This is a genomic window from Candidatus Baltobacteraceae bacterium (assembly GCA_036488875.1).
Classification (GTDB): domain Bacteria; phylum Vulcanimicrobiota; class Vulcanimicrobiia; order Vulcanimicrobiales; family Vulcanimicrobiaceae; genus JAFAHZ01.
Window position 1 is genome coordinate 98,586 of record DASXGW010000002.1, and the last position, 23,510, is coordinate 122,095.

28 protein-coding genes and 4 tRNA genes are annotated in these 23,510 nt (G+C 63.2%); 28 read left to right on the forward strand and 4 right to left on the reverse strand.

Translation table 11 applies throughout. The features are described 5' to 3' along the window. Positions 1-14: 14 nt before the first annotated feature. From ybeY to VGG89_03045, 11 genes are all read left to right on the forward strand, one after another. Positions 15-431 (forward strand): rRNA maturation RNase YbeY, encoded by a 417-nt coding sequence (gene ybeY, locus VGG89_02995; GenBank protein HEY1975498.1) that lies wholly within the window; start codon positions 15-17, stop codon positions 429-431. Continuing rightward, entirely contained in the window at positions 431-1,198 is a 768-nt protein-coding gene (locus VGG89_03000; protein ID HEY1975499.1) for a diacylglycerol kinase, read from the forward strand. The genes ybeY and VGG89_03000 overlap by 1 nt, the downstream gene beginning before the upstream one ends. Positions 1,199-1,231: 33 nt before the next feature. Next, positions 1,232-2,572, forward strand: a complete 1,341-nt coding sequence (locus VGG89_03005) for a hemolysin family protein (protein HEY1975500.1) — start codon at positions 1,232-1,234, stop codon at positions 2,570-2,572. Positions 2,573-2,582: 10 nt separating this feature from the next. Continuing rightward, complete coding sequence (recO, locus tag VGG89_03010; GenBank protein ID HEY1975501.1) at positions 2,583-3,296, forward strand: DNA repair protein RecO; 714 nt, start codon at positions 2,583-2,585, stop codon at positions 3,294-3,296. A 10-nt stretch (positions 3,297-3,306) separates the two neighbouring features. After that, entirely contained in the window at positions 3,307-3,729 is a 423-nt protein-coding gene (ruvX, locus tag VGG89_03015; GenBank protein HEY1975502.1) for a Holliday junction resolvase RuvX, read from the forward strand. A 5-nt stretch (positions 3,730-3,734) separates the two neighbouring features. Further along, entirely contained in the window at positions 3,735-4,724 is a 990-nt protein-coding gene (gene mltG / locus VGG89_03020) for an endolytic transglycosylase MltG (GenBank protein HEY1975503.1), read from the forward strand. Between the two features lie 13 nt (positions 4,725-4,737). Next, positions 4,738-5,037, forward strand: coding sequence for a hypothetical protein (locus VGG89_03025; GenBank protein HEY1975504.1), 300 nt, complete (start codon positions 4,738-4,740; stop codon positions 5,035-5,037). 14 nt (positions 5,038-5,051) lie between these two features. Further along, positions 5,052-6,173: a glycosyltransferase gene (locus VGG89_03030; GenBank protein ID HEY1975505.1), complete on the forward strand. Its 1,122-nt coding sequence runs from the start codon at positions 5,052-5,054 to the stop codon at positions 6,171-6,173. Further along, positions 6,173-6,727 (forward strand): TQO small subunit DoxD, encoded by a 555-nt coding sequence (locus VGG89_03035; protein HEY1975506.1) that lies wholly within the window; start codon positions 6,173-6,175, stop codon positions 6,725-6,727. Before VGG89_03030 ends, VGG89_03035 begins: the two co-directional genes overlap by 1 nt. 39 nt (positions 6,728-6,766) lie before the next feature. Next, a tRNA-Ser gene (locus tag VGG89_03040) sits at positions 6,767-6,856 on the forward strand. Between the two features lie 16 nt (positions 6,857-6,872). Continuing rightward, positions 6,873-6,946 (forward strand) — tRNA-Arg (locus tag VGG89_03045). A 39-nt stretch (positions 6,947-6,985) separates the two neighbouring features. Here VGG89_03045 and VGG89_03050 read toward each other — a convergent pair. Then, positions 6,986-7,768, reverse strand: a complete 783-nt coding sequence (locus VGG89_03050) for a hypothetical protein (GenBank protein ID HEY1975507.1) — start codon at positions 7,766-7,768, stop codon at positions 6,986-6,988. Positions 7,769-7,910: 142 nt separating this feature from the next. On the opposite strand from VGG89_03050, the gene VGG89_03055 reads away from it, so the two are divergent. The 3 genes from VGG89_03055 to VGG89_03065 all read left to right on the forward strand — a co-directional run bounded on the left by VGG89_03055 (position 7,911) and on the right by VGG89_03065 (position 8,374). Then, positions 7,911-7,982: transfer RNA gene (locus tag VGG89_03055), tRNA-Met, on the forward strand. A gap of 66 nt (positions 7,983-8,048) precedes the next feature. Then, positions 8,049-8,288 (forward strand): hypothetical protein, encoded by a 240-nt coding sequence (locus VGG89_03060; protein HEY1975508.1) that lies wholly within the window; start codon positions 8,049-8,051, stop codon positions 8,286-8,288. A 9-nt stretch (positions 8,289-8,297) separates the two neighbouring features. Continuing rightward, positions 8,298-8,374 (forward strand) — tRNA-Arg (locus VGG89_03065). Between the two features lie 19 nt (positions 8,375-8,393). Here VGG89_03065 and VGG89_03070 read toward each other — a convergent pair. Both VGG89_03070 and VGG89_03075 read right to left on the reverse strand, forming a co-directional pair. Further along, positions 8,394-8,597 (reverse strand): hypothetical protein, encoded by a 204-nt coding sequence (locus VGG89_03070; protein ID HEY1975509.1) that lies wholly within the window; start codon positions 8,595-8,597, stop codon positions 8,394-8,396. A 130-nt stretch (positions 8,598-8,727) separates the two neighbouring features. Then, positions 8,728-9,084, reverse strand: a complete 357-nt coding sequence (locus VGG89_03075; protein HEY1975510.1) for a cupredoxin domain-containing protein — start codon at positions 9,082-9,084, stop codon at positions 8,728-8,730. Between the two features lie 111 nt (positions 9,085-9,195). Between VGG89_03075 and VGG89_03080 the strand changes: the two genes are divergently transcribed. The 14 genes from VGG89_03080 to VGG89_03145 all read left to right on the forward strand — a co-directional run bounded on the left by VGG89_03080 (position 9,196) and on the right by VGG89_03145 (position 22,839). Then, positions 9,196-9,864 carry a response regulator transcription factor gene (locus tag VGG89_03080; protein HEY1975511.1) on the forward strand — a complete coding sequence of 223 codons (669 nt, stop codon included), beginning with the start codon at positions 9,196-9,198 and terminating at the stop codon, positions 9,862-9,864. 99 nt (positions 9,865-9,963) lie between these two features. Next, on the forward strand, positions 9,964-10,368 hold the full coding sequence (locus VGG89_03085; protein ID HEY1975512.1) for a hypothetical protein: 405 nt from the start codon (positions 9,964-9,966) through the stop codon (positions 10,366-10,368). Beyond that, positions 10,365-13,493 (forward strand): methyl-accepting chemotaxis protein, encoded by a 3,129-nt coding sequence (locus VGG89_03090; protein ID HEY1975513.1) that lies wholly within the window; start codon positions 10,365-10,367, stop codon positions 13,491-13,493. Before VGG89_03085 ends, VGG89_03090 begins: the two co-directional genes overlap by 4 nt. Before the next feature lie 35 nt (positions 13,494-13,528). Beyond that, positions 13,529-13,987 (forward strand): prepilin-type N-terminal cleavage/methylation domain-containing protein, encoded by a 459-nt coding sequence (locus tag VGG89_03095; GenBank protein HEY1975514.1) that lies wholly within the window; start codon positions 13,529-13,531, stop codon positions 13,985-13,987. Positions 13,988-13,991: 4 nt separating this feature from the next. Further along, on the forward strand, positions 13,992-14,645 hold the full coding sequence (locus VGG89_03100) for a hypothetical protein (protein HEY1975515.1): 654 nt from the start codon (positions 13,992-13,994) through the stop codon (positions 14,643-14,645). Next, complete coding sequence (locus VGG89_03105; protein ID HEY1975516.1) at positions 14,642-15,178, forward strand: hypothetical protein; 537 nt, start codon at positions 14,642-14,644, stop codon at positions 15,176-15,178. Before VGG89_03100 ends, VGG89_03105 begins: the two co-directional genes overlap by 4 nt. Next, positions 15,175-15,777 (forward strand): prepilin peptidase, encoded by a 603-nt coding sequence (locus VGG89_03110; protein HEY1975517.1) that lies wholly within the window; start codon positions 15,175-15,177, stop codon positions 15,775-15,777. Before VGG89_03105 ends, VGG89_03110 begins: the two co-directional genes overlap by 4 nt. A gap of 2 nt (positions 15,778-15,779) precedes the next feature. Then, positions 15,780-16,718, forward strand: coding sequence for a pilus assembly protein PilM (gene pilM, locus VGG89_03115; protein HEY1975518.1), 939 nt, complete (start codon positions 15,780-15,782; stop codon positions 16,716-16,718). Further along, entirely contained in the window at positions 16,715-17,263 is a 549-nt protein-coding gene (locus tag VGG89_03120; protein ID HEY1975519.1) for a hypothetical protein, read from the forward strand. Before pilM ends, VGG89_03120 begins: the two co-directional genes overlap by 4 nt. Beyond that, positions 17,260-17,829: a GspMb/PilO family protein gene (locus VGG89_03125; GenBank protein ID HEY1975520.1), complete on the forward strand. Its 570-nt coding sequence runs from the start codon at positions 17,260-17,262 to the stop codon at positions 17,827-17,829. Before VGG89_03120 ends, VGG89_03125 begins: the two co-directional genes overlap by 4 nt. Next, complete coding sequence (locus VGG89_03130; GenBank protein ID HEY1975521.1) at positions 17,807-18,283, forward strand: hypothetical protein; 477 nt, start codon at positions 17,807-17,809, stop codon at positions 18,281-18,283. The genes VGG89_03125 and VGG89_03130 overlap by 23 nt, the downstream gene beginning before the upstream one ends. After that, the gene (locus VGG89_03135; protein HEY1975522.1) at positions 18,280-19,638 is read left to right on the forward strand and encodes a secretin N-terminal domain-containing protein; all 1,359 of its coding nucleotides are present in this window, start codon (positions 18,280-18,282) and stop codon (positions 19,636-19,638) included. Before VGG89_03130 ends, VGG89_03135 begins: the two co-directional genes overlap by 4 nt. A 49-nt stretch (positions 19,639-19,687) precedes the next feature. Continuing rightward, a complete protein-coding gene (locus VGG89_03140; protein HEY1975523.1) occupies positions 19,688-21,016 on the forward strand; it encodes an MFS transporter in 1,329 nt (442 codons plus the stop codon). Continuing rightward, positions 21,013-22,839, forward strand: a complete 1,827-nt coding sequence (locus tag VGG89_03145; protein HEY1975524.1) for a hypothetical protein — start codon at positions 21,013-21,015, stop codon at positions 22,837-22,839. Before VGG89_03140 ends, VGG89_03145 begins: the two co-directional genes overlap by 4 nt. Here VGG89_03145 and VGG89_03150 read toward each other — a convergent pair. Then, positions 22,781-23,488 (reverse strand): hypothetical protein, encoded by a 708-nt coding sequence (locus VGG89_03150; protein HEY1975525.1) that lies wholly within the window; start codon positions 23,486-23,488, stop codon positions 22,781-22,783. The genes VGG89_03145 and VGG89_03150 overlap by 59 nt on opposite strands. Positions 23,489-23,510: the final 22 nt, after the last annotated feature.

Here is a 23,510-nt window from a genome sequence, read left to right on the forward strand (position 1 = left end):
TCCGGAGCAGCGGCGTGAACGGCCGCGCCCTCGTCGCAACGGCGAAGAAGCTGCTCGTCGCCGCCGGCGAGCCGTCTTCGTCGCTTTCGCTCACGCTGGTTGACGATGCGGCGATTCGTTGCCTCAATCGCGAGCATCGCGGAAAAGACAAGGCGACCGACGTTTTGTCGTTTTCTCTAGTGGAAAACGGCAGCGCGTCGGCAGAACGGCTGCTCGGCGACGTCGTGATTTCAATTGAAACCGCGCGTCGGCAGGCGGCCGACTACGACGCATCGCTGCAAGACGAGCTCTACCGCCTGCTCATTCACGGGATTCTGCACGTCATGGGGCACGACCACGAGCGCGTGCAAGAGCGCCGCGTGATGGTGACCGCGGAACGGCGTTTGGCGCGAGCTATCGGACTTACGTGGCCGTACGAGGGTAGCCGCTGATGAAGCATCCCGTCGACGAGCCCAAACGCCCGGAGCGCCCGCAATACGTTCCGATTTCGGAGAGCAAGTTCGGCCGTTCGTTCTACCACGCGTTCGAAGGGATTCTCTACGCGACGCGCACGCAGCCGAACATGCGCGTGCACTTCGTCATCGCGGCGCTGGTATTGCTGGCCACGCTCGTGCTGCGGCTGGACCGGTTCTACGTCGTCGCGACGTTGATCTTGGTCGCCCTGGTGCTGAGCCTGGAACTGATCAATACCGCCGTCGAAGCGATCGTCGATCTGCTGACCGTCGCGCACCACCCGCTGGCGAAGACGGCCAAGGACGCCGCCGCCGGGGCCGTACTCATCGCGGCCATCGCCTCGGCGCTGGCCGGCTACCTGATCTTCTATCAAGGCATCGTCGGTGGCGGCACCCGGGTCTTCGAGGCGGTACAGTCGGTACCGGCCAACGTGGCCCTGATCGTGCTGGCGGTCGTCTCGATCGCCACGATCTTCGCCAAGGCCTGGGTCGGCCGGGGGTCGCCCTTACAAGGGGGCGCCGTCTCGGGCCATGCGGCCGTCGCCTTCGCCGCCGCCACGATGCTGGCGTTCTTCTACCAGAAGCCGCTTCCGGCGCTCCTAGCCTATGCCATCGCCTTCCTGGTGGCCCAGAGCCGCGTGGAGGCCCGGATTCATAGTGTCTTTGAGGTCTTCTGGGGGGCAGCCCTGGGAACGATTGTGGCCATGGCCATCTACGTCATCGTCCGCCCCCACGTGCTGCTTTGACCGCCTGCCCTTCGTGCTATAATAGGCGCCGTCTTGAATACCGACCCGTCTCGAAGTAGTCCCGAGGCCTTAATTTTCCAGATCGTCGCCCTCGTGGTGCTCGTGCTCCTGGCGGCGTTCTTCGCGGCCTCAGAGGCGGCGCTGATCTCGATTTCACGGCTTCGGGCCCGATCCATCGCCGAACGCGGCGTGCTCGGATCGGACACCCTCGTCACCGTCGTCGAGGATAAGAACCGATTCCTCACCTCGATCCTCGTCGGCAACACGATCGTGTTGATGGCGTCGGATTCGCTCGCGACCTACGTCGCGATCAACTTGAACCTGCCCGCGCCGGCCGTGTGGTCGACCGTCCTCATGACGATCGTCATGCTGCTGTTCGGCGAAATCGTTCCGAAAACGATCGCGACGAGCGACAACGAACGCTGGGCGCTGCGGCTCGGCAAAGCGATGTGCTTTTTCGCGATCGCGCTCACGCCGATCGCGCGAACTTTTCAGTTCTTGACCGAACTCGTGCTGCGGCCGTTCGGCGTCAAGCACGGGCAGCAGATCTACATAACCGAAGAAGACATCCGCACGCTGATCAACGTCGGCGCGGAACAGCGCGTCATCGAAGAGGGCGAGCGCGAGATGATCCATTCGATCATCGAGTTCGGCGACACGATCGTGCGCGAAGTCATGACGCCGCGCCCGGAGATGGTGGCCGTCTCGGTGGACGATCCGCCGCGCCGCGTGCTCGAAGTCGTGATCGCCGAAGGCTACTCGAAACTGCCCGTCTATCAGGAATCCAAAGACGACATCATCGGGGTGATTCACGACCGCGAGCTGCTCGTCGCTTTGGCCAACGGAACGATCTCGCAAGCGAGTTTGCGCGCATTGATGCGGCCGGCCGTACACGTTCCCGAAAGCAAGCGGCTGGCGGACCTGCTGCGCGAGATGCAGCGCGATAAATTTACGCTCGCGATCGTCGTCGACGAGTACGGCGGCACCGCCGGTTTGGTGACGATGGAGGATTTGCTTGAAGAGATCGTCGGCGAGATTCGCGACGAGCACGACGTCGACGAGCAAGAAGCGATTCACGTGGTTTCCCCGACCGAAGCCGTCGTAGAGGCGGGGACGAACATCGAAGATCTCAACGCCAAACTCGGAACGGTGATTCCCAGCGACGACTTCGAGACGATCGGCGGCTACACGGTGGGTTTATTCGGCCGGCTTCCGGCCGAAGGCGAAGAGATCGACGCCGACGACCATACGCGGCTGCGCGTCGACCGGACGCGCGGACGGCGCATCCTTTTGGTGCGCGTGTTCACCAACGGCATAACCCAGCTCAAGCCGCAGTCCGAAGTGGAGACGAGCGACGCAAGCACGCGCCTATAAGACGCGCGGCATCGTCATTCGCGGACGCCAGCTCGGCGAAGCCGATCGCATCTTCACGCTCTTTACACTCGAGCGCGGGAAACTCGACGCGGTTGCAAAAGGCGTCCGTCGTCCGCGCAGCCATCTCGCGGGACGCTTAGAGTTTGGAAATGAGTGTGCGTTTGGAATGCATCACGGACGTTCGCTCGACGTCATCGTATCGGCCGACATCGTGACGGCGCCGTGGACGAAGCTGGTCGAACCCGAGCGATACGCCGTTGCCTCGGTCGCGGCCGAGCTGATCGATGCGTTTTGCGAACCGGATTTGGAACTGCCCGAGGTGTACGCGCTTTTCTCAGGAATGCTCGGCGCCGTGACCTCGTCGCAAGAACCCCGCGCGCTGTTGCCGCGTTTTTCGCTACGTCTATTGGATCTGCTGGGCTTGGCTCCCCCGGCCGGCGACTGCGTGCGCTGCGCGACGGCGCTGGGGGACGCACGTGCGTGGGTCGATGCGCAAGCCGGTGGATTCATCGATGCGGCGTGTCGCGAGCGGTGGCGAGATCTTCCCGAAGCCGATGCGGCCGATCGCGAAAACTTTGCCGCGCTCCGCGCGCCTAAGGACGCGACGTCCGCCGGGCTGCGCGCGCGTCCGCTCGTGGCGCGCGCGATCGACGATTTGCTCGCGCACCATCTCGGGCGCCGTCCGAAATCGGGCGCGCATCTGGCCGAGTTTAGCTCGCGGTAAAGGCAGCGCTATGGCCATTATGGCGCTCGACGTCGGAAGCAAGCGCATCGGCGTGGCCGTTGCCGATCCCAGCCGCACCTTCGCGTTGCCGGCGACGACGGTCGAGCGAAGCAATCTCAAAGCCGATCTCGCGCGCCTGCGCGAGCTCTTCGAAGAACACGGCGTCGACGAACTGATCATCGGCGATCCCATAGCGCTTTCGGGGGAGCGCGGAATCGCCGCTCAAAAGATGGACGAGTTCGTCGAACGGCTGCGCGCGGTCTACGACGGAGCGATTCATCGCGTCGACGAGCGCATGACGACGGCTGCGGCGACCAAAACGCTCATCGCCGCGGACGTGTCGCGCGCGAAACGCAAACGCGCGGTCGACGCAATGGCTGCCGCGCTCATCCTGGAAACGTACCTGGCGCGCCGTGGGCGGGAAACCCCCTGAAGGGTTTGCTTCGCGCCGCCGGCTGGGCGCTGTTCGTTGCGATCGTCGTTGCAGCGGGTGCCGCTACGTGGTTTTACGCGACGGCGTATCGCGACACGACGTTACCCGCGCACGAGACGCAAGTCGTGATCGCGCGCGGGTCGACGTTCGACGAGATCGCGCGTCAGCTCGCGCGCGAAGGCGTGGTCGGCAACTATACGGCGTTCCGGCTCCTGGCGCGCATCCGCGGCGAAGAAGCCGGCGCGCACGCCGGCGAATACCGGTTCGCGGCGCACCAAACGCAAAGTGCCGTGCTCGAGGCGCTCATGACGGGCGGCGCGCAAGTCGCGGTATGGGTGACGATCCCCGAAGGTTTTACGGCGCAAGAGATCGCCGAGCGACTGAAAGAAAGCGGCGTCGGAACGGCGCAGCCGTTTGCGAGCGCGTTTGCCCACGATTCGATCGTGGTCGACGGCGCGCGAACCAAGAGTCTCGAGGGCTTTCTCTTTCCCAGCACGTACCTGGTGTCGCTTGGTGCCGGTCCGCAGCAAGTCGAATCGCAGCTTACCGGTGAGTTTTTCGCAAGGCTTCCGCGCGATGCGGCAGCGCGCTCGAAACGGCTCGGCGTGACCGTTCCCCAAGCCGTGACGGTCGCCTCGCTGGTCGAGCGTGAAGCAAAGGCGGATGCCGACCGCCCGCTGATCGCAAGCGTGATCTACAACCGCCTGCGCCTGCGCATGCCGCTTCAGGTCGACGCCACGATTGAATACGCACTTCCTTCCCACAAGAACGAACTGTCGTTCGCGGATTTGCGGATCGATTCGCCCTACAATACCTACACGCACGCCGGGCTGCCGCCGACGCCGATTGCCAATCCAGGGCTCCCCTCGCTGGAGGCGGCGCTCTCCCCGTCGAAGACCGATTTTCTGTATTACGTCTACTGCGGTAACGGGCGGCACGCGTTCGCGAAAACGCTGACCGAGCACCAAGCCAACGTCGCACGCTGTCTGCATTAAGGAGCTTTCAGAAATGCCGTCCGATAACGGTGAACGTTCGAGCGGCCCGCTCGAGCTGAGCGAGGTCCTCTACATTCAGACCAAGGACGGCGCGGAGATGCCGTTCGAGGTCGTGGGCATTCTGGAAGATCCCGACGACGGAACCTCCTATGCCGTGCTCATGCACGAGCCGCACGAGGAAGGCGAAGGTGAGTTCATCGTCACGGACTTGCAAGGGAACCTCGTCGACGACGAAGAGCTCGCCCAAGAGATTCTCGACGAGTTCTTGGTCTTTGCCGAAGAAGCGGGCGACGACGGGGGCGCGAAAGCCTAATTCGCGTCCTATTTCTGTCGGCGAACGTCGGCGTCGGTCACGTCTCGGCCGCGAACGCGGTCTGCGCGGGACTGCGCAAGATCGATCCGTCCGCGCGTACGCTGGTCGTCGACTCGTATAAGTACGCGGCGCTCGTCGTTTCGCGCGTCGTTTCCGACGGCTATCTGCAGATGGTCAAAACCATTCCGCAGATGTATCGCTACATCTACCATCGCGCCGAGCGCGCCACCGAAGTCGGTCCGTTCCGAACGTGGGCGCATCAGTTTACCGCCGGAAATCTGCGACCGCTGATCGAGCGCGAGCGCCCCGACCTAGTCGTGTGCACGCACGCGTTTCCTAGCGGCGCGATGGCCGAATACAAACGCCAGTTCGACGACGCTCCTCCGGTCGTCGGGATCGTTACCGACTTTGCGGTACACGCGTTTTGGATCCATAAGAACATCGATGGATACATCGTTGCGACCGAAGCGATTCGCGATCAAATGATGGCGCGCGGCGTCGCACCCGAACGCGTCGTCGCTGCCGGGATACCGGTACAAGCGGAGTTCGCGCCGCCGGCGCTTCCGCGCGGCCGCCTGCGCGAAGCGCTCGGCTTGCCGTTGGATCGGCACATCGTGCTGCTTATGGGCGGCGGCTTGGGCATCGGGCCGTTAGCACGATTGATGCGTGCCTTGGACGGCGTGGAGTTACCGATCGCCGCGGTCGTCATCGCCGGCCGCAACAAGCGCATGGAACGGCGAGTGCTCGCTGCCGCAGAAGGCGTGGGCTATCCGGTGCGCGCGATGCGTTTCGTCGATAACGTCTACGATTACATGCACGCGGCGGACGTGCTGGTGACCAAACCCGGCGGTTTAACGGCGGCCGAGGCGCTGGTCGCGCAGCTCCCAATGGTTTTATGTAAGCCGCTTCCCGGGCAAGAAGAACGAAACGCCCGCATTCTTTGCGAGGCCGGCGCGGCGGTTCGTTCGCGGACCGTCGGGGATCTGGCGGAGACGGTGAGCGCGGTGCTGGCACCCGGCGCCCGTCGCGAGCGCATGCTCGTTGCGGCTAGACGCATCGCGAGACCGCACGCAGCGGCCGAAGCCGCGTCGCTGATTGCGCGGCTGGTGCGGATGCGAAAGGAGGTCGTTGCCTAATGATGACGTTACCGTCTGCGACGACGTACGCGCGTTGGCTGTCACTGCTGCGCATCCTGACCGGTGCAATGTGGATCGCGCACGCGCTTCCGAAGTTTCTCAACGCCGCGTCGTTCATGCCTCCCAACGGAATGATGCCGAAGCTGGTCGCTCACGGCGCGCAACACGGCTCGCACGCATTCGCGGGGTTTTTCGCAACCGTGGTAACGCCGAACTTACCGCTCTTCGCCGAGCTCGCACGGTTGGGCGAACTGTTGACGGGCATCGCGCTGCTGCTCGGATTGTTTACGCGACTAGGCGGCTTGGTCGGAATCTTTCTCCCGATCATGTATCTCGCTGCGAAGGGGCCGCTGCTGAGCTACGAAACGCTCGCGACGCCGGACTTTAGCATGATCGTCCTGTCGGGGATAAATCTCGTACTGCCGACGGGTCGCGTCCTCGGCTTCGACGCGCTGTTGGGACGACGCCGTACTCGCATACCGCGGGTTCAGGCCGAGTTCGTGCCCGAGCCGCCGATCACGCCCCCGCCCCCACCCGAGCCAAGCACCCACTAGGACATCGCGCCGGGGCGTGGTATAGTCGGTCGTCGGCGAGGAGAGATGGCCGAGCGGCTGAAGGCGGCGGTTTGCTAAACCGTTATACGATGTAAAGTCGTATCGAGGGTTCGAATCCCTCTCTCTCCGAAGTTAGTACGGACGCGCGGTCGTAGCTCAATTGGATAGAGCAACAGGCTACGAACTTGTAGGTTGGGGGTTCGAGTCCCTCCGACCGCGATTATGGAAGAAGCCTCGCGGCAACGCGAGGCTTCCATCTTAGAAACACTGTAAGAACTTGCCCGATTTATCTTGACCCGCGTGTTGCTTGTCGTAACCGAACACCATGTCGCGGCCGAGTTTGGTTTGGCAGCCGAGATGCGGAGATTCGGCGGAAGCGAAGCGGGGGCCGAACTCCACCCAGATCGTGTGACCGTCGTCGATGAAAAGGACGCCGTAATTCGTTAGGTCTTTCTGGGCCGCGGGCAGATTACCGATCGAGTTCAGCGCGCCTTTTGCAAAATCGAAAGCGGCCTGAAGGTCGGCCTCCGGAGCTTGCCCGAACGGCACCGCATCGCCGTGAAATGGACCCCAAACCTTGAACGCCGGCCGCGCGGCGGACGTCGTCGTCACCGGCTTTTCGTTCGCGATCGGATCGCCATATTCGTACGACCATAGTGCGCCGTCGTCCGAGGCGTCGATCTCGATCTGATACGAGGCGGCGAAAAGTTTTTCGACCAGCGAAATGTGCATCGGATAACCGAGGGTGTCCAAGGAATGGCGCACGATTTCTACGCCCGCTACAGCGCCGCCGGTCTCGGGCGAGGGCGACGGCATGTTCAGCGTCTCATTCGTACCGACGACTGCAGGTCCGAAGCGGTATTTGCCGGCAGCGTTTCGATACAGCCACACACCGATATCCTGAAACGTGCCGCCCGCATTGATGGCAAGCGCTCGGCCGGCGTTCGAATCGGCCAGAGCTTGGGCGGTCGTGCTTGGACACGCGCTGCCTAGGAGAACGATCGACAAGGCCGCAGCAAAAACGGTGAAACGATGTCGCACGAGATGCCTTCCGAAGGACGATGGCTCGGAGCCGAGGATTTCTGGGGGTGTGGCGGCTACCCTGGCGAGCAAAACGGCGCGACAGTTGCGACGGGCGACGGGTCATGGTATCGTACGGTGTCGAAAAGCGCTCGACGGCCATGGCTCGGTAGCTCAGTGGTAGAGCGGGGGACTCATAAGCCCTAGGTCGTAGGTTCAAATCCTACCCGAGTCAAGCTTGAATAGAGGGCCGGTCGCCGTGTCCGGCGGCCGGTTCAGTTCCCGAGGTAAGCATCGCATCATGTCGACCATTCCCTGCGACTTTTGTCCCCATCCCGTCGATCGCGGACAAATGGAAGAGATCGAGATCTCGCACTACGTTCCGGACAGTTCGGGCGACGATCTCGCATACGCGCGCACGTATTTCTTCGGACATCCCGATTGCGTGCGGAAATTCTACCGCACGCTGGTCGACCACAAGCTCGATCTCTTCAAGCACATTCCGAGTGCGGGGAGCTCGCCCGAGTCACCTCGGCCATAAGCGTCACGTGCGCCCGTAGCGTAGCTGGATAACGCACAGCCCTCCGAAGGCTGGGATCGGGGGTTCGAATCCCTCCGGGCGCGCCACCTCCCGATCGCCGTTGACTTACGGCGTCTCTTCCTCGAGTAAAAACGTTCGCGCGATGTCGAGCAGTTGTTCGCGGTGCATCGCGTGCGTGCGGTCCGACAACCTGCGCCCCTGCTGCCGGCGCTCGAGAATACCGAGCGCAAAAAATGGCGCGGGAGGGGCTGCGCTGCGACGGCGATCGCTGATTCGGCGTTCGGGCCCGTCATAGCTCTTCGGAAGCATAACGCCTACTCTACCAAGCCGCCGCGCGTCCGCGCCATATATACATCGCACTTAGGTGAAGCCTCCGCGGGACTGAAGTCAATTGCGACAAAAGTTAGAGCGACGATCGGATCGCGGTGTGCGGTCGACACTAAGACTCGACCACGATCGTCAACGTCATGTCGGCGTGCCCGGGACCGCAGAAAACGCGGCAGTGTAAAACGTACGCGCCCGTTTTGACGGGTGTGATCGTCACGTCGGTGGTTTGCCCGTCGGAAAGCAGAGTGTGCGTGATGCCGGCGTCGGGCGCGTAGAGTCCGTGGACGCCGCTGACGGAGAAGCGCAGGGTGGTGGTCTCGCCGGCGTGCAGGACGATGGTATCGGGCGAAAAGGTGCTCGGGATGACCTTGATATCGACGATGCGGACGTCACCGGCGGCGGCGTGCGCAAAGGAACATAAAAAGATGCCGGCGCCCACAAAGGGCGCGAGGACGCTCCGGAGATTCATGAATCGATTCTCGGAAGCATCCATGAAGGAATCCTGAATCGACGAGCGTTCCAAGTCTGGAGAACCCATGAATTTCAGAGTTTCTTCACGTCCGCTCGCTACGGTGACGCCGTGCAGATCCTACTCGTCGAGGATCATGCCGCAACCGCGCGAGCGATTCGCTCGATGCTCGAGGGACATATGTTCGCGACGAGCGTTGCGGGAGACGGCCCGGCGGCGCTCGATCAGCTTCTGCGGCATTCGCACGACGCTGCAATCGTCGACGTTGGGTTGCCCGGCATTGATGGATTCGAGGTCGTAAAACGCGCCCGTAAAGAGGGTGTCGTCATCCCCATTCTCATGCTGACTGCACGCGACGGTGTCGAGGATCGCGTTCGCGGTTTGGAGTGCGGCGCCGACGATTACTTGATCAAGCCCTTTGCCGAGCACGAGCTGCTGGCGCGTCTGCGAGCGCTGCTGCGGCGTAGTCACGGCCGGGAAGAGTCAGACGTTCTCGAGATCGGCGAGCTCCGCGTGGACGTTGGAGCGTGTGCCGCCACGTATGCCGGAGAGCCGTTGGCACTCGGACCGACGGAGTTTCGGCTATTGGAGCTGCTCGCGCGCAACGCCGGCATGACTTTGCCGCGCTCTAAAATTCTCGAGCGGTTGCGCGAAGAACGGGACGGCGCCAGCAACGTCGTGGACGTGTTCGTGAGCCAGTTGCGCAGTAAGCTTAAACGCAGCGGCGCCGACCATCTCATCGAGACGATTTGGAACGTCGGCTACCGCCTGCGCGCGTAGCCGCAAGGGTTTCAAGTTCATGAATCCCTTCAGACTTTATTCATGACAAGCTGGCAAACTCTAGCTCGGAAGCGGCACAAGCATGCCGCTGGAGGTGTGATGAGGACCCGCGCTCTCGTGATTTCGTCGCTTGCCCTGACCCTGTTAATGCCGGTGACGGCGGCCGCCGATTCCGGTCAGACCGTAGTCGTAACGCTCAACGCGCTCAACGGCAGCGGCGAGAACGGAACGGCGACGCTGCACGCGCAAGGCAGCAAGACGGTCGTCGTTATCAAGCTTTCTAATGGATCGGGCATCGAGCAGCCCGCGCACTTTCACGTCGGCACGTGCGACAAATATCAGCCGCGTCCGCTCTATCCGCTCGAAGACGTGGTGAACGGCCAGTCGACGACGACGCTCAGCGTGCCGATCGACAAGCTCACGGGCGGCGACCTTATCGTCAACGTCCACAAGTCGTACGCCGACATCGCCACGCAAGCGGCCTGCGGAATCTCGAAGTCGTGAACGTCCTCTCGCGCTTTCGCGTTCCGGTGCAAATCGGGGCCGGGTTTTTCGTTGGTGTTTTGCTCTTAGGGATTGTGACGGCGCTGGCTATTTCGCGCGTTCACGTGATGCGCGCCCGGTCGGAAGAAGCGGCCGCCCTGAGCGGCATCGCAACGTTGACGCGCGACGTGATGGCGCAGATGCTCGATCAATCCGGTGCGGTGCGCGGCTACGTCGCCACCGGCAACCGGCGTTATCTCGATTCGATGGGTGCCGCGCAGGCGGCCGTGAGCGCGGATACCGCGAAGCTCGATAAAGTCGATCAGACCAATGCCATCGATTCGGCCCGGCTCGAGCAAGTCGACATCGAGGCCGCGCAGATCGAGAGCGACATCGATGCGGTGAAGAAGGGATTCGACAAACAGATCGCCGTCGGTCCCGGACGCGGCCCGCAGCCGATTGCGGCGATGGACGCCACGCAACGGCTCTTCAAGAATCTGCGACGCGACAACGACGCGCTGCTGACCTATTCGACCACGCAGGCCGGCGTCGCATCCGGGCAGTTCGACCGTGCGCAAGTCGAGCTGATGACGGCGCTGTTCGTGAGCACCGTGGCTGCCGTAATCGCGCTGATCTTTACCGCCGTGTTCATCGGCGGGAGCATCGCACGCCGCTTGCAGGCCGTGACGCAAGCGCTGCTCGAGGTTACCGAGCAGGACGTTGCACAACTTACCGCGGCGTTCGATCGCCTCAGCGCGGGCGATCTTGCCGTTAGCTTCGAGTCGGATCGAGCGTTCATCGTCGACGAGGGGAGCGACGAGATCGGTCAGCTCGCGCAGAGCTACAACGGCGTCGCCGCCGGCCTTGGACTGATATCGCTGGAGTTCAACAAGATGACCCAGACGCTGCGCGACGTGATGTCGGGCATCGCCGTTGCGACTGACGACCTGGCAAGCTTGAGTTCCCGCATGTCGGCAGCCGCGAGCGAATCATCGGTCGCCGTCGATCAGATCGCGGCATCGATCGAGGGCGTAGCCGACGGCGCACGTAACCAAGCCGAACGCATCAGTGCGGCGCACGGCGAAATCAACGTGCTGACGGCGAGCGCGCAGCAAATCGCTACGGGCTCGAGCGCGCAAGCGCGCGGAGCGATCGAGGCGGTCGAAGCGGTGCGGCGCCTCGACGAGCAGATCTCCGCGTTCGCGACGCTCGGCACGACGTTAGCCGGCGCTGCGGGACACGCGTCCGACCAAGCGCAAACCGGTGAACGGTCGGTGGCGCAGGCCGCGCACGCGATGGAGCGCATCACCGAAGCGACCAACGTGGCGCAGGCGGCCATGAAGAATCTCGAAAGCAGCTCGAGTGCCGTCTCGGATATCGTCGCGGTGATTCACGACATCGCCGATCAGACGAACTTGCTGGCCCTCAATGCGGCGATCGAAGCGGCCCGCGCCGGCGAGCAAGGTCGCGGCTTCGCCGTTGTAGCCGACGAAGTACGCAAGCTTGCGGAGAAGTCGCGCATCTCCACCGGAGAGATCAGCCGCATTCTCGACGCGATCCGCGACGAGAGCGTGCGCGCCGTGGCGGCAATGGCATCGGCCTCGGCGCAAGTGAAGACGGGCACGGCACTGTCGACCGACGCGACCAAAGCACTGGGCGCGCTCGGCGCCGCGATCTCGCAGACGAGCGACGTCGCCGCCGAGGTGGCGAGCCGTTCGGAGCACATGAAATCCGCTTCGAGCGCGCTGACGCGCAGCATCACCGGCGTTTCGCGGATCATCGACGACAACGCCGCCGCTGCGGCGCACGTCAACGAACGCAGCGAGCACGTGCAGACGACGATTCATCCAGTCGCCGAGTCGGCCGACGCGCAGGCAAAGACCGCGCGCGAAGTTTCCGATGCGACGGGGGTGCTCTCGCAGCAGATGCAAGAGATGAACGACTCGTCGCAGAGCTCGCGCGAACAGTCGGAACGCCTACGCGAGCTGGTCGGCGTGTTCCGCAACATCGAGATGCCGGCCCTGCGCAGCGCGGTCGTTCGTATCGCGGCAATGGCGGTGCTGGCGTTGGGCGTGTTTCACCCGCGTCCCGCCGACGCGACGCAGGAGTTTGCACGGCGCACCTTGCTGTCGTGCGGCGCGTGTCACAGCGTGGGCGTAAAGCTCACGGATTTCGGTAAGGCGTTCAAAGCCGGCGGCTACGTGGTTCCCAAGCTCGTTCCGAACGGTTCGATTCCGGCAACGTTGCAGGCGCAAGCGGCCTATTTCGGTGACCCCGATCCCACGGGTTTGCCCAAGACGATCGTCGATAAGGTTATCGGGCTGGTCGGGGGGCCGATCGGTCCGCACTTTACCTACGACGGCCAGCAGTATTTCATGGATGGCGGCGTGGTGGGCGATTTGCGCGAAGCGTGGGTGGAATACACGTCGAACTGGACCGACAAAATTCCGGTCGATTTTCGCGTCGGCCAGCAAGTCATGCCGCTGCCGACCGATCCCCAGCGCTTTAAGCTGAGCGAACAAGATTACGGCGTCGCCGTGCAAACCGTCGGAGACAATCCGTTCAATCTCTACGAGCCGATGGACGGTCTGCGACTGTCGCTAGGAAAGGAAGTCAGCGGCTTCAACGCATCGATTCTGGCGTTTAGCAATCACGATCAAGGATCGCCGATCCAGCAGACCGGCACGGATTGGATGTTCGTGGGTCGCGAAACGTTCCGGCACGCGGATTTCGAGGTGTACCGGTACACCGGGCGCCGAGCAGTCGGTCCGGAGGATCAGTTTTGGCGTCAAGGGTACGGCGCCAACTATTATACCGGCCGCTTGACGGTGCACACCGCGCTGCAGGTCGGCAACGATACGAATCCGCTCGGCATCGGACAAGCGGTGGTTTCGAGCGGCGGTTACGTTGAGGGGCAGTATCAAATCGGGCGATCGATCTTCGCGTACGCGCGTGAGGACGGCGTTAACGACACGGCCGGCGGATTCGGACGAGACTTCGTCTATGGGACGAGCATCTTTATCGGCCGCCCGTTCAAACTGCAGCTCGAGGACGTTGTCACGACGGCCGGCCAAACGCACAACTCGCTCGCGATCATCTTCGGTATCGGGATTAGCACGATTCACAACGGCTCGGCTTCGTACTAACCGGGCACTTCATTGCCCGTGGAGGGTGATGAAGCGTGCCAGATCGCAAGCATTTAGCGTCCCAACGAGGGTTTACCCTGATCGAAATGATGATCGTCGTGGCGATCATTGCGATTCTGGTGAGCATCTTAGTCCCGAATTTCATTCGCGCGAGGGCGCAAGCGCAGACCGCAGCGTGCGAGGCGAATCTCAAGGAAATCGCGACGGCACTCGAGCTGTACGAAACCGATAACGAGAAATATCCCGCGAGCGGTACGGTTAACGCGAGCAACACGGATCTGCAACCCTATCTGAAGCAAACGCCGGTCGATCCTGCCGCGGGTCCTAGCGCGTACTACACGTTTACCGTGACCGGATCCGGTGCGTCGACGGCGACGTATACGATCGTTTGCCCCGGCGTGCACGATCCCGGCACGTTACAGAACATTACGCCGAACACGACGCTCACCCACATTCAGTACACGTCGGCCGCAGGGTTTTCGGCGGCGAACTGACGTGGTGGACGTTATGAGCGCCGCACTGCGCGACGCGGGCAGCGCATCGGTCGCCGCGCCGGCGCTTGCGTTCGCGGCGGGAACCGCATCCAGTTTCGGCCCGTGCATCGGTCCGCGAATACTGACGCTCGCGGCGCTGTGCTCGCGGCACCGAGGCGCGGCGCGTTGGATTGCCGCTGGAATCTTTGCCACCGGACTGTGTGCCGGCTACGCCATCGTCGCTACAGTTGCGGGTGCGGCAGGCTTGGCGTCCGCGCTGTCGCCGTCGATCTATCGAATCTTGGCGATCGCCGCTGCGGCCGGCGGCGTCTGGACGCTCGTACGCGGGCCGCAACGGGCTTGTTGCCGCGGCGAAGGCCGAGTTAACGGCGGTGTGGGATTCTTTGCCGGCTTAGTGTCGGCGAGCGTAACGTCGCCGTGCTGCGGTCCGATCGGTGCCGCGTTGGCGGGCGTCGCGGCCGCGGCGGCCGGTCCCAGATACGCAGCAGCGATCGCCGGCGCGTTCGCGCTGGGTCACGCTTTACCGCTGGTGGCGGTTGCAGCCGGCTCGATGCGGTTCGGCGGCGCCGTCACGCGAGCGGTCGAAAGCGGCGCGGGCGTAACGATTTCGGGCGCCCTGATGCTTGCGACCGGTACGTATTACGCGGTGCTCGCGTGAGGGAGATTCCGGCGGCGCGGCGCATGGCGCTGGCACTCACCGGCATCGTCCTTTCCGGTTACTTGGTGCGTCCGCAGATTTCCCAAGCGCTCGTGATACGCGGCGACGAGCGGCTTTATCGCGGCAGCGCAAGGGAGGCGCTCGGGTATTACAAGCGCGGGATCGACGCGGATCCGCTCAACGCCTCCGCAGTCGATCGGTTCGCCTTCGGCGCGGTGAGCCTTCGGGAAAAAACGGTCGTTCGCGAAGCGATCGCGGCGTCGTCAGCGTACCTTCGCCGGCGTCCGGCCGACGACGTCGTGCGCATGGATCGCGCGATGGCGTTTCGGTTGCTGGGCGATTGGCGCCACGCTGCGACAGACTTCGAGCGCGTTGGCGAACGGGAACGCGACGCGACGGCGCTGACCTTTGCCGGTTATGCCGCCGACAAGCTCCACGAGCATCGCCGCGCGCGTGCCTTATGGCGCAAAGCGCTGACCGTCGATCGTAACTTTCGCGCCGCGCTTCACGCGCTTGGGAGTAACGCGTCGTGAGCGTCGTTGCGGCGTCCCTCGAGACCGTTTTAACACTGAGCGTTCTGGCGGCAATCGCTTATGAAAGGATGCACGCGAACGGCTTGAAAGCGCGGGTGCTCGACGCTCGTGCGATGACGATAGCGGTCGCGGCGACGCTCGCACGCGGCTGGTTGGCCCGGCGCGGCGTCGGTGGAATCGAGACGTCGATCGCCTTCGGTATCGCCGCCGTTGCCGCAATTACCGATCTCCACTGCGGATATGTGTTCGACCGCGTACTGCTCGCCGGGAGCGTTGCGTTGATGGCCGCGGAGGCGGCGCACGGAAGGCTGAGTTTTGCGCTGGAAGGCGGTGCGGTCGCGGCGGCGGCGCTTGCCGTGCCGTGGGCGGTGACCCGCGCGCGCGGTCTGGGGTTTGGCGATGTAAAGCTCGCGGGCGTCCTGGGTTGTGCGCTCGGACCGTACGACGCGATGCGGGCACTGTGGTTCGCGTTTGTGATCGGAGCGCTCGTCGCGGTTGCGTGCATCGTGACGCGCCGCCGCTCGCGCGGTGACGCGATGCCGTTCGCGCCGTTCGTCGCACTGGGGGCGGTGATGTCGGCGGGAAGCGCGGCGTGGTGAAAATGCGGTCGATTCCGTTGGGCGTCGATATCGGCAAGACGCGGATACGCGTCGCCGCGGCCGTCCGAGCGGCGTCGGGAGCCGTGGAGCTCGTCGGCGTCGCGTCGCGCGAGGCGCCGGACGAGCCCGAAGCAGCGGCGACGGTTCTCGACGATCTTCGTCGCGAGCTCGGAACGCGCGAGCGCCGCTGCGTGTTGTCACTGCCGGCCAGCGCCGGCGTGCTAAAGGTCTTGCGCTTTCCGAAGATGAGCGATGCCGAGCGTCGCAACGCGGCGCTCTTTGAGTCCGAGCGTATCGTTTCGTGGAACTCCAAGGAGATCGCCACCGTGGTTCGCGCGCATTGGGTGAACGTGCGTGACGGGCTCGTTGCAATCGGCGTCGCGCGCGAGGAGGCGCTGCGCGCGCGGGTTGCGTGTGCCCGTCGGGCCGGGTTGTCGGTTGCCGGCGTCGATCACGATGCGTGCGCGATGCGCCGAGCGTTTCCGTTCGCCGATGCAGTGCTCGACGTCGGATGCGAATCGTCGAGCTTGCACGTCTTCTCAGCGTCGGGCCCGCTGTCGGTGACCATTCCGGCGGGCGGCGCGGAGGTGACGGCCGGCATCTGCCGCGATCTCGGGATCGATTCCACCGCGGCCGAGCGCCGAAAGCGCATCTTGGGAACCGCGGGCGCCGGCGAGGGAGCGCGCGACGCGTTCGTCGCACGCGTCGCCGCAACGATTCACGACGTGCGCGAACGCCACCCCGTTCGCCGTCTTGCCATGACGGGAAACGGCGCGCGTTTGCCGGGACTTGCGGAGTTCGTCGAAGCCGCGGTCGGGGCGATGGTGGACGTCCCCGTCAGCGACTTACTGCGCGTTGCCGCGTATCCCGATGACGTCGCGCGCTCGGCCGCTCCGGATTGGACGCTCGCAGCGTCGCTTGCCGCATGGGAAACACCGTGATTCGCTTCGACTACCTGCACGACCCGCCGTCGCGGTTATGGGGAACCATCCGTACCGCGCGGTTGCCGCGGCGACTTCACAACCTCACCGTGGCGTTCGCCGCGGTTGCGGTGCTGCTCGGCGGCGCGGCGGCGATCGAACGGGGACGCGTGCGGGAAGCGCAACGCGTACGAGCTGAGGCGCAAGACCGCTTCGAACGCAGCCGTGCGGATCTCGAGCGATTTCGTCTACAGTGGCGTCAAATCGACGACCTGATCGCCGAGGATCGAAGATTGCGCGAGATTCGGCTTTCCGGAAGCCGCGTGGCCGAGCGACTGGCCGCGATCGGCGATCGGTTCCCAAACGGCGTAAGCATCGATTCGCTCCGAGCCGCGGGCGAAGAGTACGCCGTTAAAGGGAAGGCTCCGACCATCGACGCGGTGAGCGGCGTGTTGAGCCGAATCGTCGCGAGTAGCGCGCTGCCGCATCCCGGTATCGTCCGCATTGCGAAGGATTCCGGCGTTCTCGCAGGCTTCACGTTCGAGTTCAGCGCGGGTGCTCCGTGAAGGCTGCATGGCTTGCAGTTCTCGCGTTGGCGATCGCCGGCTATGCCGGCGTCGTCGCGCCGGCCGAACGCACCGTTCGATCGCTGACGCGCGAAAGCCAAGATCTCTACGAACTGGCAAACCGCAACGAGGCGGTGCTTCGGCAGCGCGCGTCGCTGGTGCGCCTGCGCGACCGCGTTCGACGGGATTTGGACGGTTTGGGCGCGGAGAATACGCCGGCTAAAGCCGCGTTAGCGCTTATCGAACTGCTCGATCGAGTGGGAAAAGAGCGTGACGTAGCCGTCGGCACGTTCGCGCCGGACGAAACGGCTGAAAGCGGCGATGCGCAGCAAATCTCGCTCGCGATTCACGGCTCGTATGAAGCGGTGCTGCCGTTTCTGAGCGATTTGACGCGCCACCGTCCGTTGGTGGAAGTCGAGAGCGCGGAGCTGCAGCGGCAATCCGATACGAGCGATGGTTCCGAAATCGACGGCCAGGTTCGCGTGGTGCTGTATCATACGGCAGCCGGTTTCATTCACACGATTTCGACGGAGGTGCATCCGCATGATACGACCGCTCACGACTAATCAGCGACGCAGCATCGCGCGCAGCTCGCTGGCGGGCTGCATCGTTTCGTTGCTGCTGCTTCCACTGGCCGTGCCGCCAAGCACGTCGGCCGGCACTACGACCGGCATCGCCGCAGCGTGGCGCGAGCTGCCTTCGATTCCGCCGCCGCTGAGCTATCCGGCGCTTACGATTCGCCACAATCCGTTCGTGCGACCGCTGCCGCCGATTGCCGGCGACGACGACGCCTTGCCGCCCGACTTGGTCCTGCCGCCGAACGCGGGGATCGCCTCGCCGCCGCGCGTGCAGGCCCTGATCTTGGGTGCCGTGCCCAAAGCGCTCGTGGAGGTCGAGGGCCACACTGCGATCGTCGGTGTCGGAACGAAGCTCGAAGGGTCGGCGATCGTGCGAATCGACTCACGCGGACTCGAGCTCGATAACGGCGAGCGGCTGGAACTCGAAGGGCGGCGTCCGTGACATATTCCCGCATGGTGCCGATGCTGCTGCTGGCGGTTCTCTTGTGCGCGGCCGTCGAACGCAGCGCAATAACGATCGACGCTCACGACGTCGACATTAGCGACGTGATTTCGTTGTTAGCGGCGGAGTCAGGCGTGAACTTGGTCACGGATCGATCGGTCAAACCAGAACGCATCACGGTACACTTGCACGACGTCAGTTTCGAGGAGGCACTGCAGGCGATTACCGTCGCGCACGGGCTGTCGGTGCGCCGCGAAGGCTCGATTCTCATCGTCGCGAGTGGCCAGTCTCAGAGTACCGCGAACGCTACCGCGGTTTTTGCACTGCACCACGCGGAGCCCGAAGACGTGGCGCGCGAGCTCACCGCGGTTCTGCCGCAAGGAACCGTCGTGGTTCCCGACAAGCGCACGGGCGCGCTCTTCGTCGGCGGCGACGCGTCGGTCGCGAGCCGTGCGCGCACGCTGGTTGGCGCGTTGGATTCCGCGCGGTTATCGGAGGCGGGCGGCTCGCGAACCACATCGTATCCTCTGCGGTACCTACGGCCCGATGATGCCGTCGCCAAGCTCAAGGCGCTGTTGCCCGACGGCAACGTGCTCGCCGACGAGGAGCAGAACGCGGTGCTGGTGTCGGGCGGGGAGCGCGTGCAGTCGGTTGCCAGGGGATTGCTCGCGCAGATCGACGTCGCAAGCCCGCAGGTCCTGTTCGAGGTCAAAGTCGCCGACCTGACGCCCGTGAACGACTCGAGCAACGTCGGTTTCGAGTTCGGTGGGTTGGATCTGACCGGCCAGCCGCTTCCGGGTGCGGCGACCTATGCCTTTACGACGGGAACGATACCGGTCAACGCCCGCCTGAACTTGCTGGTGAGCAAAGGCCACGCGCAGATTCTGGCGACACCGAAGCTCGTGACGATTAACAACAAGGAAGCGAATCTCATGATCGGAGAGACCTACCCGATCGTCTATAGTACCTCGGTACTCGGTGGACAAAACGTGCAATACGTGGATATCGGGGTTCATCTTCGCTTGACGCCGACTATCGGCTCCGACGGCAGCGTCACGGCGGACCTCCATCCGGAGTACAGCGAGCTCGTCGGCTTTACGTCGACCGGCTATCCGATCGTCGCCAATCGAAAGATCGATTCGACATTGCGGGTCCAAGACGGTTCCACGATCGTGCTCGGCGGCCTCATGCGCGACACAAGCAGTGAGACCATCGATAAGGTTCCGGGCCTCGGCGATATTCCGATTATCGGCGGTTTGTTCAAGAACAAGCAAACCAATCACGAACGCGACGAGATCGTATTCTTGATTACGCCGCACGTTATCTATCCAGGCAGCACCCCACCGGCTAAGTAGAAGGGAAGCGCACCAGGAGAGGTCTTCGCAGTACTGAAAGCCTCAACGCATGGGAACTTCTTTGAAGATGGGCGGGCGAAGCTATTTCTACGCCGCGCGCGTCGCCGTCGCGAGCGTGATCGGCACGTCGATCGAGTGGTACGATTTCTTCATTTTCGGACTTTCGGCGGCGCTGGTATTCCCCACGCTCTTTTTTCCAAAGGCCGATCCGCTCGCGGGGTTGCTCGCCTCGTATGTGATCTTCTGGGTTGGATTTTTAGGACGCCCCCTCGGGGGCGTCATTTTCGGTCACTTCGGGGATCGTCTCGGACGCAGAACGATGCTCGTCATTACTCTGACGACGATGGGCGTAGCGACCTGTGCGATTGGATTGCTGCCCACACAATCGAAAATCGGCGATTTGGCGCCGGTGCTGCTGCTGATTCTGCGACTGCTACAAGGTGCGGCGATCGGCGGCGAATGGGGCGGTGCCGTATTGATGGCGACCGAGCATGCGCCGGATCGGTCGCGCGGTTTCTTTGGCAGTCTGCCGCAGATTGGCGTGCCGATTGGCTTGATTCTTTCAAACCTGGTCTATCGCACGGTGGCGGGACACGGAGAAGCTGCGCTGCTCGCCTTTGGCTGGCGCGTGCCGTTTCTCTTCAGCATCGTTTTGGTGGTCGTTGGTTTGCTCGTCCGGCTCAGCGTCGACGAGACTCCGGCGTTCAAGCGCGTGCGCGATCGCGCGGAACTGGTAAAGGCACCTATACTTACCGTGCTTACGCGCGACTGGAAACCGGTCCTGATCGGGAGCGCCATCTTCTTGGTCGTCAACGGCGGATTCTATTTGCGCGCCGTGCAGATATTCAGCTATGCCGCCGGTCCACATTCGACATTGAAGATCGATCCGAGCGTCATCCTTAACGCGCTCATCGTGGGCGGCTGCTTTGCTCTCCTCGCACTGCCGGCATCGGGATATCTTGCCGATCGCTTCGGCCGCCGTCCGGTTTGCCTGGCTGGCGCGGTGCTAAGCATAGCGCTCGCGTTTCCGACGTACTCGCTCATCGACACACGTAATCCACTGCTGATAGCCGCGGGGCTCGCGCTTTGGGAATGCGTCTCGGCGCTCATCGCCGGTCCTCTGCCCGCGCTCTTGTGCGAGCTGTTTCCGAGCAACGTGCGGTACACCGGAGCGTCGCTGAGCTATCAGTTCGTCTCGATCGTCGGCGGCGGTCTTGCTCCGTTCATCGCCACCGCACTGCTCTCGCTTTCCGGTGGCAGTTCCTGGGTGCTTGCACTCTATGTCATGCTCATGGCAGTGATCTCCACAATCGGTGTGCTACTCCTACCGGAGACACGCGAGGTCGCGCTGCTGCCCGCGTTTAATGCGCCATCATGAAGCCCGCTACTTGGCGCGCGATCCTTTTAACGTGCTGTGCTTTCGGGGCGCTCTTGGTGGTTGTGGACTTTTGGAATCAGGCCGGCATCGGCGGTCAGCCGTGGTACGGTCTATTGGGCGCGTACGTCTCCGGTTCGTCGGAGCCGTGGCACGTTTCCATTCGCGGAATCGATCCCGGTGGGCCGGCCGATCGCGCGGCTATTCGCGAGGGAGACACGGTCGACGTGCGCGATGCGAGCGTGCTCTTGCGCGTGTCGCTCTTGGGACAGTTCATGGCGAACCGTCCCGTTACGCTGCGCGTAGAAAACGCCCACGGAAGCGCAGGGCGAACGCTGATTCCGAGAACGTTTTCGATGTTCCGGTTTTGGCAATACGTCGTCTGGGAGCTCGGGTGCTTATGGCTGCTGCTCTTTGCGGCGTTGATTGCATGGCGCCGCCCATACGTCGATAATAATCTGCTCCTTTCGACGGTTCTGGTAGCTGCAGCAATCGGAAGCAGCGCGTCGCTGTTGTTTTCTGCGTGGCCTTGGCCCTGGCCGTACGTGGTCCTTTCGCTAATCGGACAGGCGGAGCCGTTGTCGATTGCGCTCTGGGCTACGTTGGCTAGTGCTTTTGCGCGGCCGCTCTCACCGGTGCGCCGGCTCGTGCTCGCGCTTACGTATGTAGCCGTCGGAGTCTGGATTCTCTTTGGAAACGGAACTCCCGACCGCGCCCCAGGAATGGCATCGCTTACTGGAATGCTCACGCTGTGGTTCGATCCGACCTTCTTCATCGGTCCAGCGTGGATTCTGACCGTTGCTACGGGGGTTCTCATCGCCGTCGCGTGCAGCGTTTTAGCGATTGTTGCAAGCCGGGGAGTCGAACGGCAACGGGCTGGGTGGTTGCTCGTACCTTGCACGATGCTTTTTTGTACCGGCACCTTAACGCTATTTGCCTTCCATTTCCTGTCCTACTCAAGCATCCTCGAGGCAGGGTACGCCAATAGCATAATCACGATCTGCGCACCGCTAGTTTTGACATACGCGGCACTGAATCGCAGATTGATCGACGTCGGATTCGTGCTCAATCGGACCGTGGTCTTTGCGATTGTCTCGTCGATCGTTATCGGCACGTTCATCCTAGTCGAGTGGGCGGCCGGTGAGTGGCTCGTAAACGCCAACCACGTAACCAGCGCGGTCGTCGGTATGGTGGTAGCGCTGGCGCTGGGCTTGTCGATGCGATATATCCATCGCTACGTCGACCGGTTCGTTGACAACATCCTGTTTCGCAAGCGCCACGAGTCCGAGACGGCGCTGCGCCGTTTTGCCCACGAGGCCGCCTACATCAACGAACCCGCAGTGCTCTTAGAACGTACGCTCAAGACGGTGCGCGATCACACGACCGCGGAGAGTTCCTACATCGTACTGCGTAACGGTTCGGCGGCATATTCATCGGCTTCCGAGCCGCGTGCAGAGATCAGTGAGAACGATCCGGCGATCGTCGAGTTAAAAGCCTGGAGCAAGCCGGTTGACCTGCACGCCGTTACCGGCTCGCACCTTCACGGGGAGCTGGCATTTCCAATGGCGTCGCGCGGCCAGCTCGTCGGCGCGCTCGTATGCGGTCCAAAGCGCGACGGCGAAGCCTATGCGCCGGATGAAACCGAAGCCCTCGCTGCATTGGCGCACGGCGTCGGCAGTGCGCTCGACGTGCTCGAAGCGCGCGAAGGACAGCCGAGCGGGAACGTCATGGCCGATCTCGCCCAATCGGTTCGCGAGCTGTCGGAGATTACGCGGAGCTTACCCGATGCGCTCGCCAAAATAGTCCAAGAACGAGCTGCCAGATAAGGATCGGCAGGGCCGAGAACGCAACGTTGTGCGGCGTGAGAACTTGGAACGCGAACAGCGCAGCTATTTGCGCGATCGCCAGCACGAGACCGCATAGGGCGAGCGCTCGCAGTTCTCTCATCACGACCGGTTCCAGCGATAGAAGAATGATCCCTAGGGCCGTCAGTAGGATTGCAAACTTCGTCGCATATTGAATGATGATCGCACCCCCAGCGATCGCCGCTTGCATGTCGAGCGGCGCCCCGCCGCCCAGCGTTAAATGCGGTGCGGCAAACGCCGGAATAAGGAAGCCGTCGAAGCTGGCGGCGACGCAAATCCCCGCGGTTGCGGCGCAGAACGCGACGGCGGCGAAGGCCGGTAGCGGGCGATCGAACCCGAGCAGTCTGCAGAACGCGAGGATGCAGGTTAAAGCCGCCAGTTCAAAAGCGATCGCCGCGGCGTGCATGCCGCCTAAATGAGAACGCGCTTCATAGAGGCGCGCCAGAAGCTCTTGGCCGCTCAGTCCGTGCCTGCCGCCCGCGGCGGGATGCGCTAAGAGGGCAAAGAACATCAACGCCGTGACGGCAATGAGAATCGACGCAAAAGCGCCGCTGCGGTTCTGCTGCATGTCGACCAGCGTAGCGTCGTCGTGAGCGGACGCGGTAGACACTCGAGCCGAGGTGTCCGAAAAA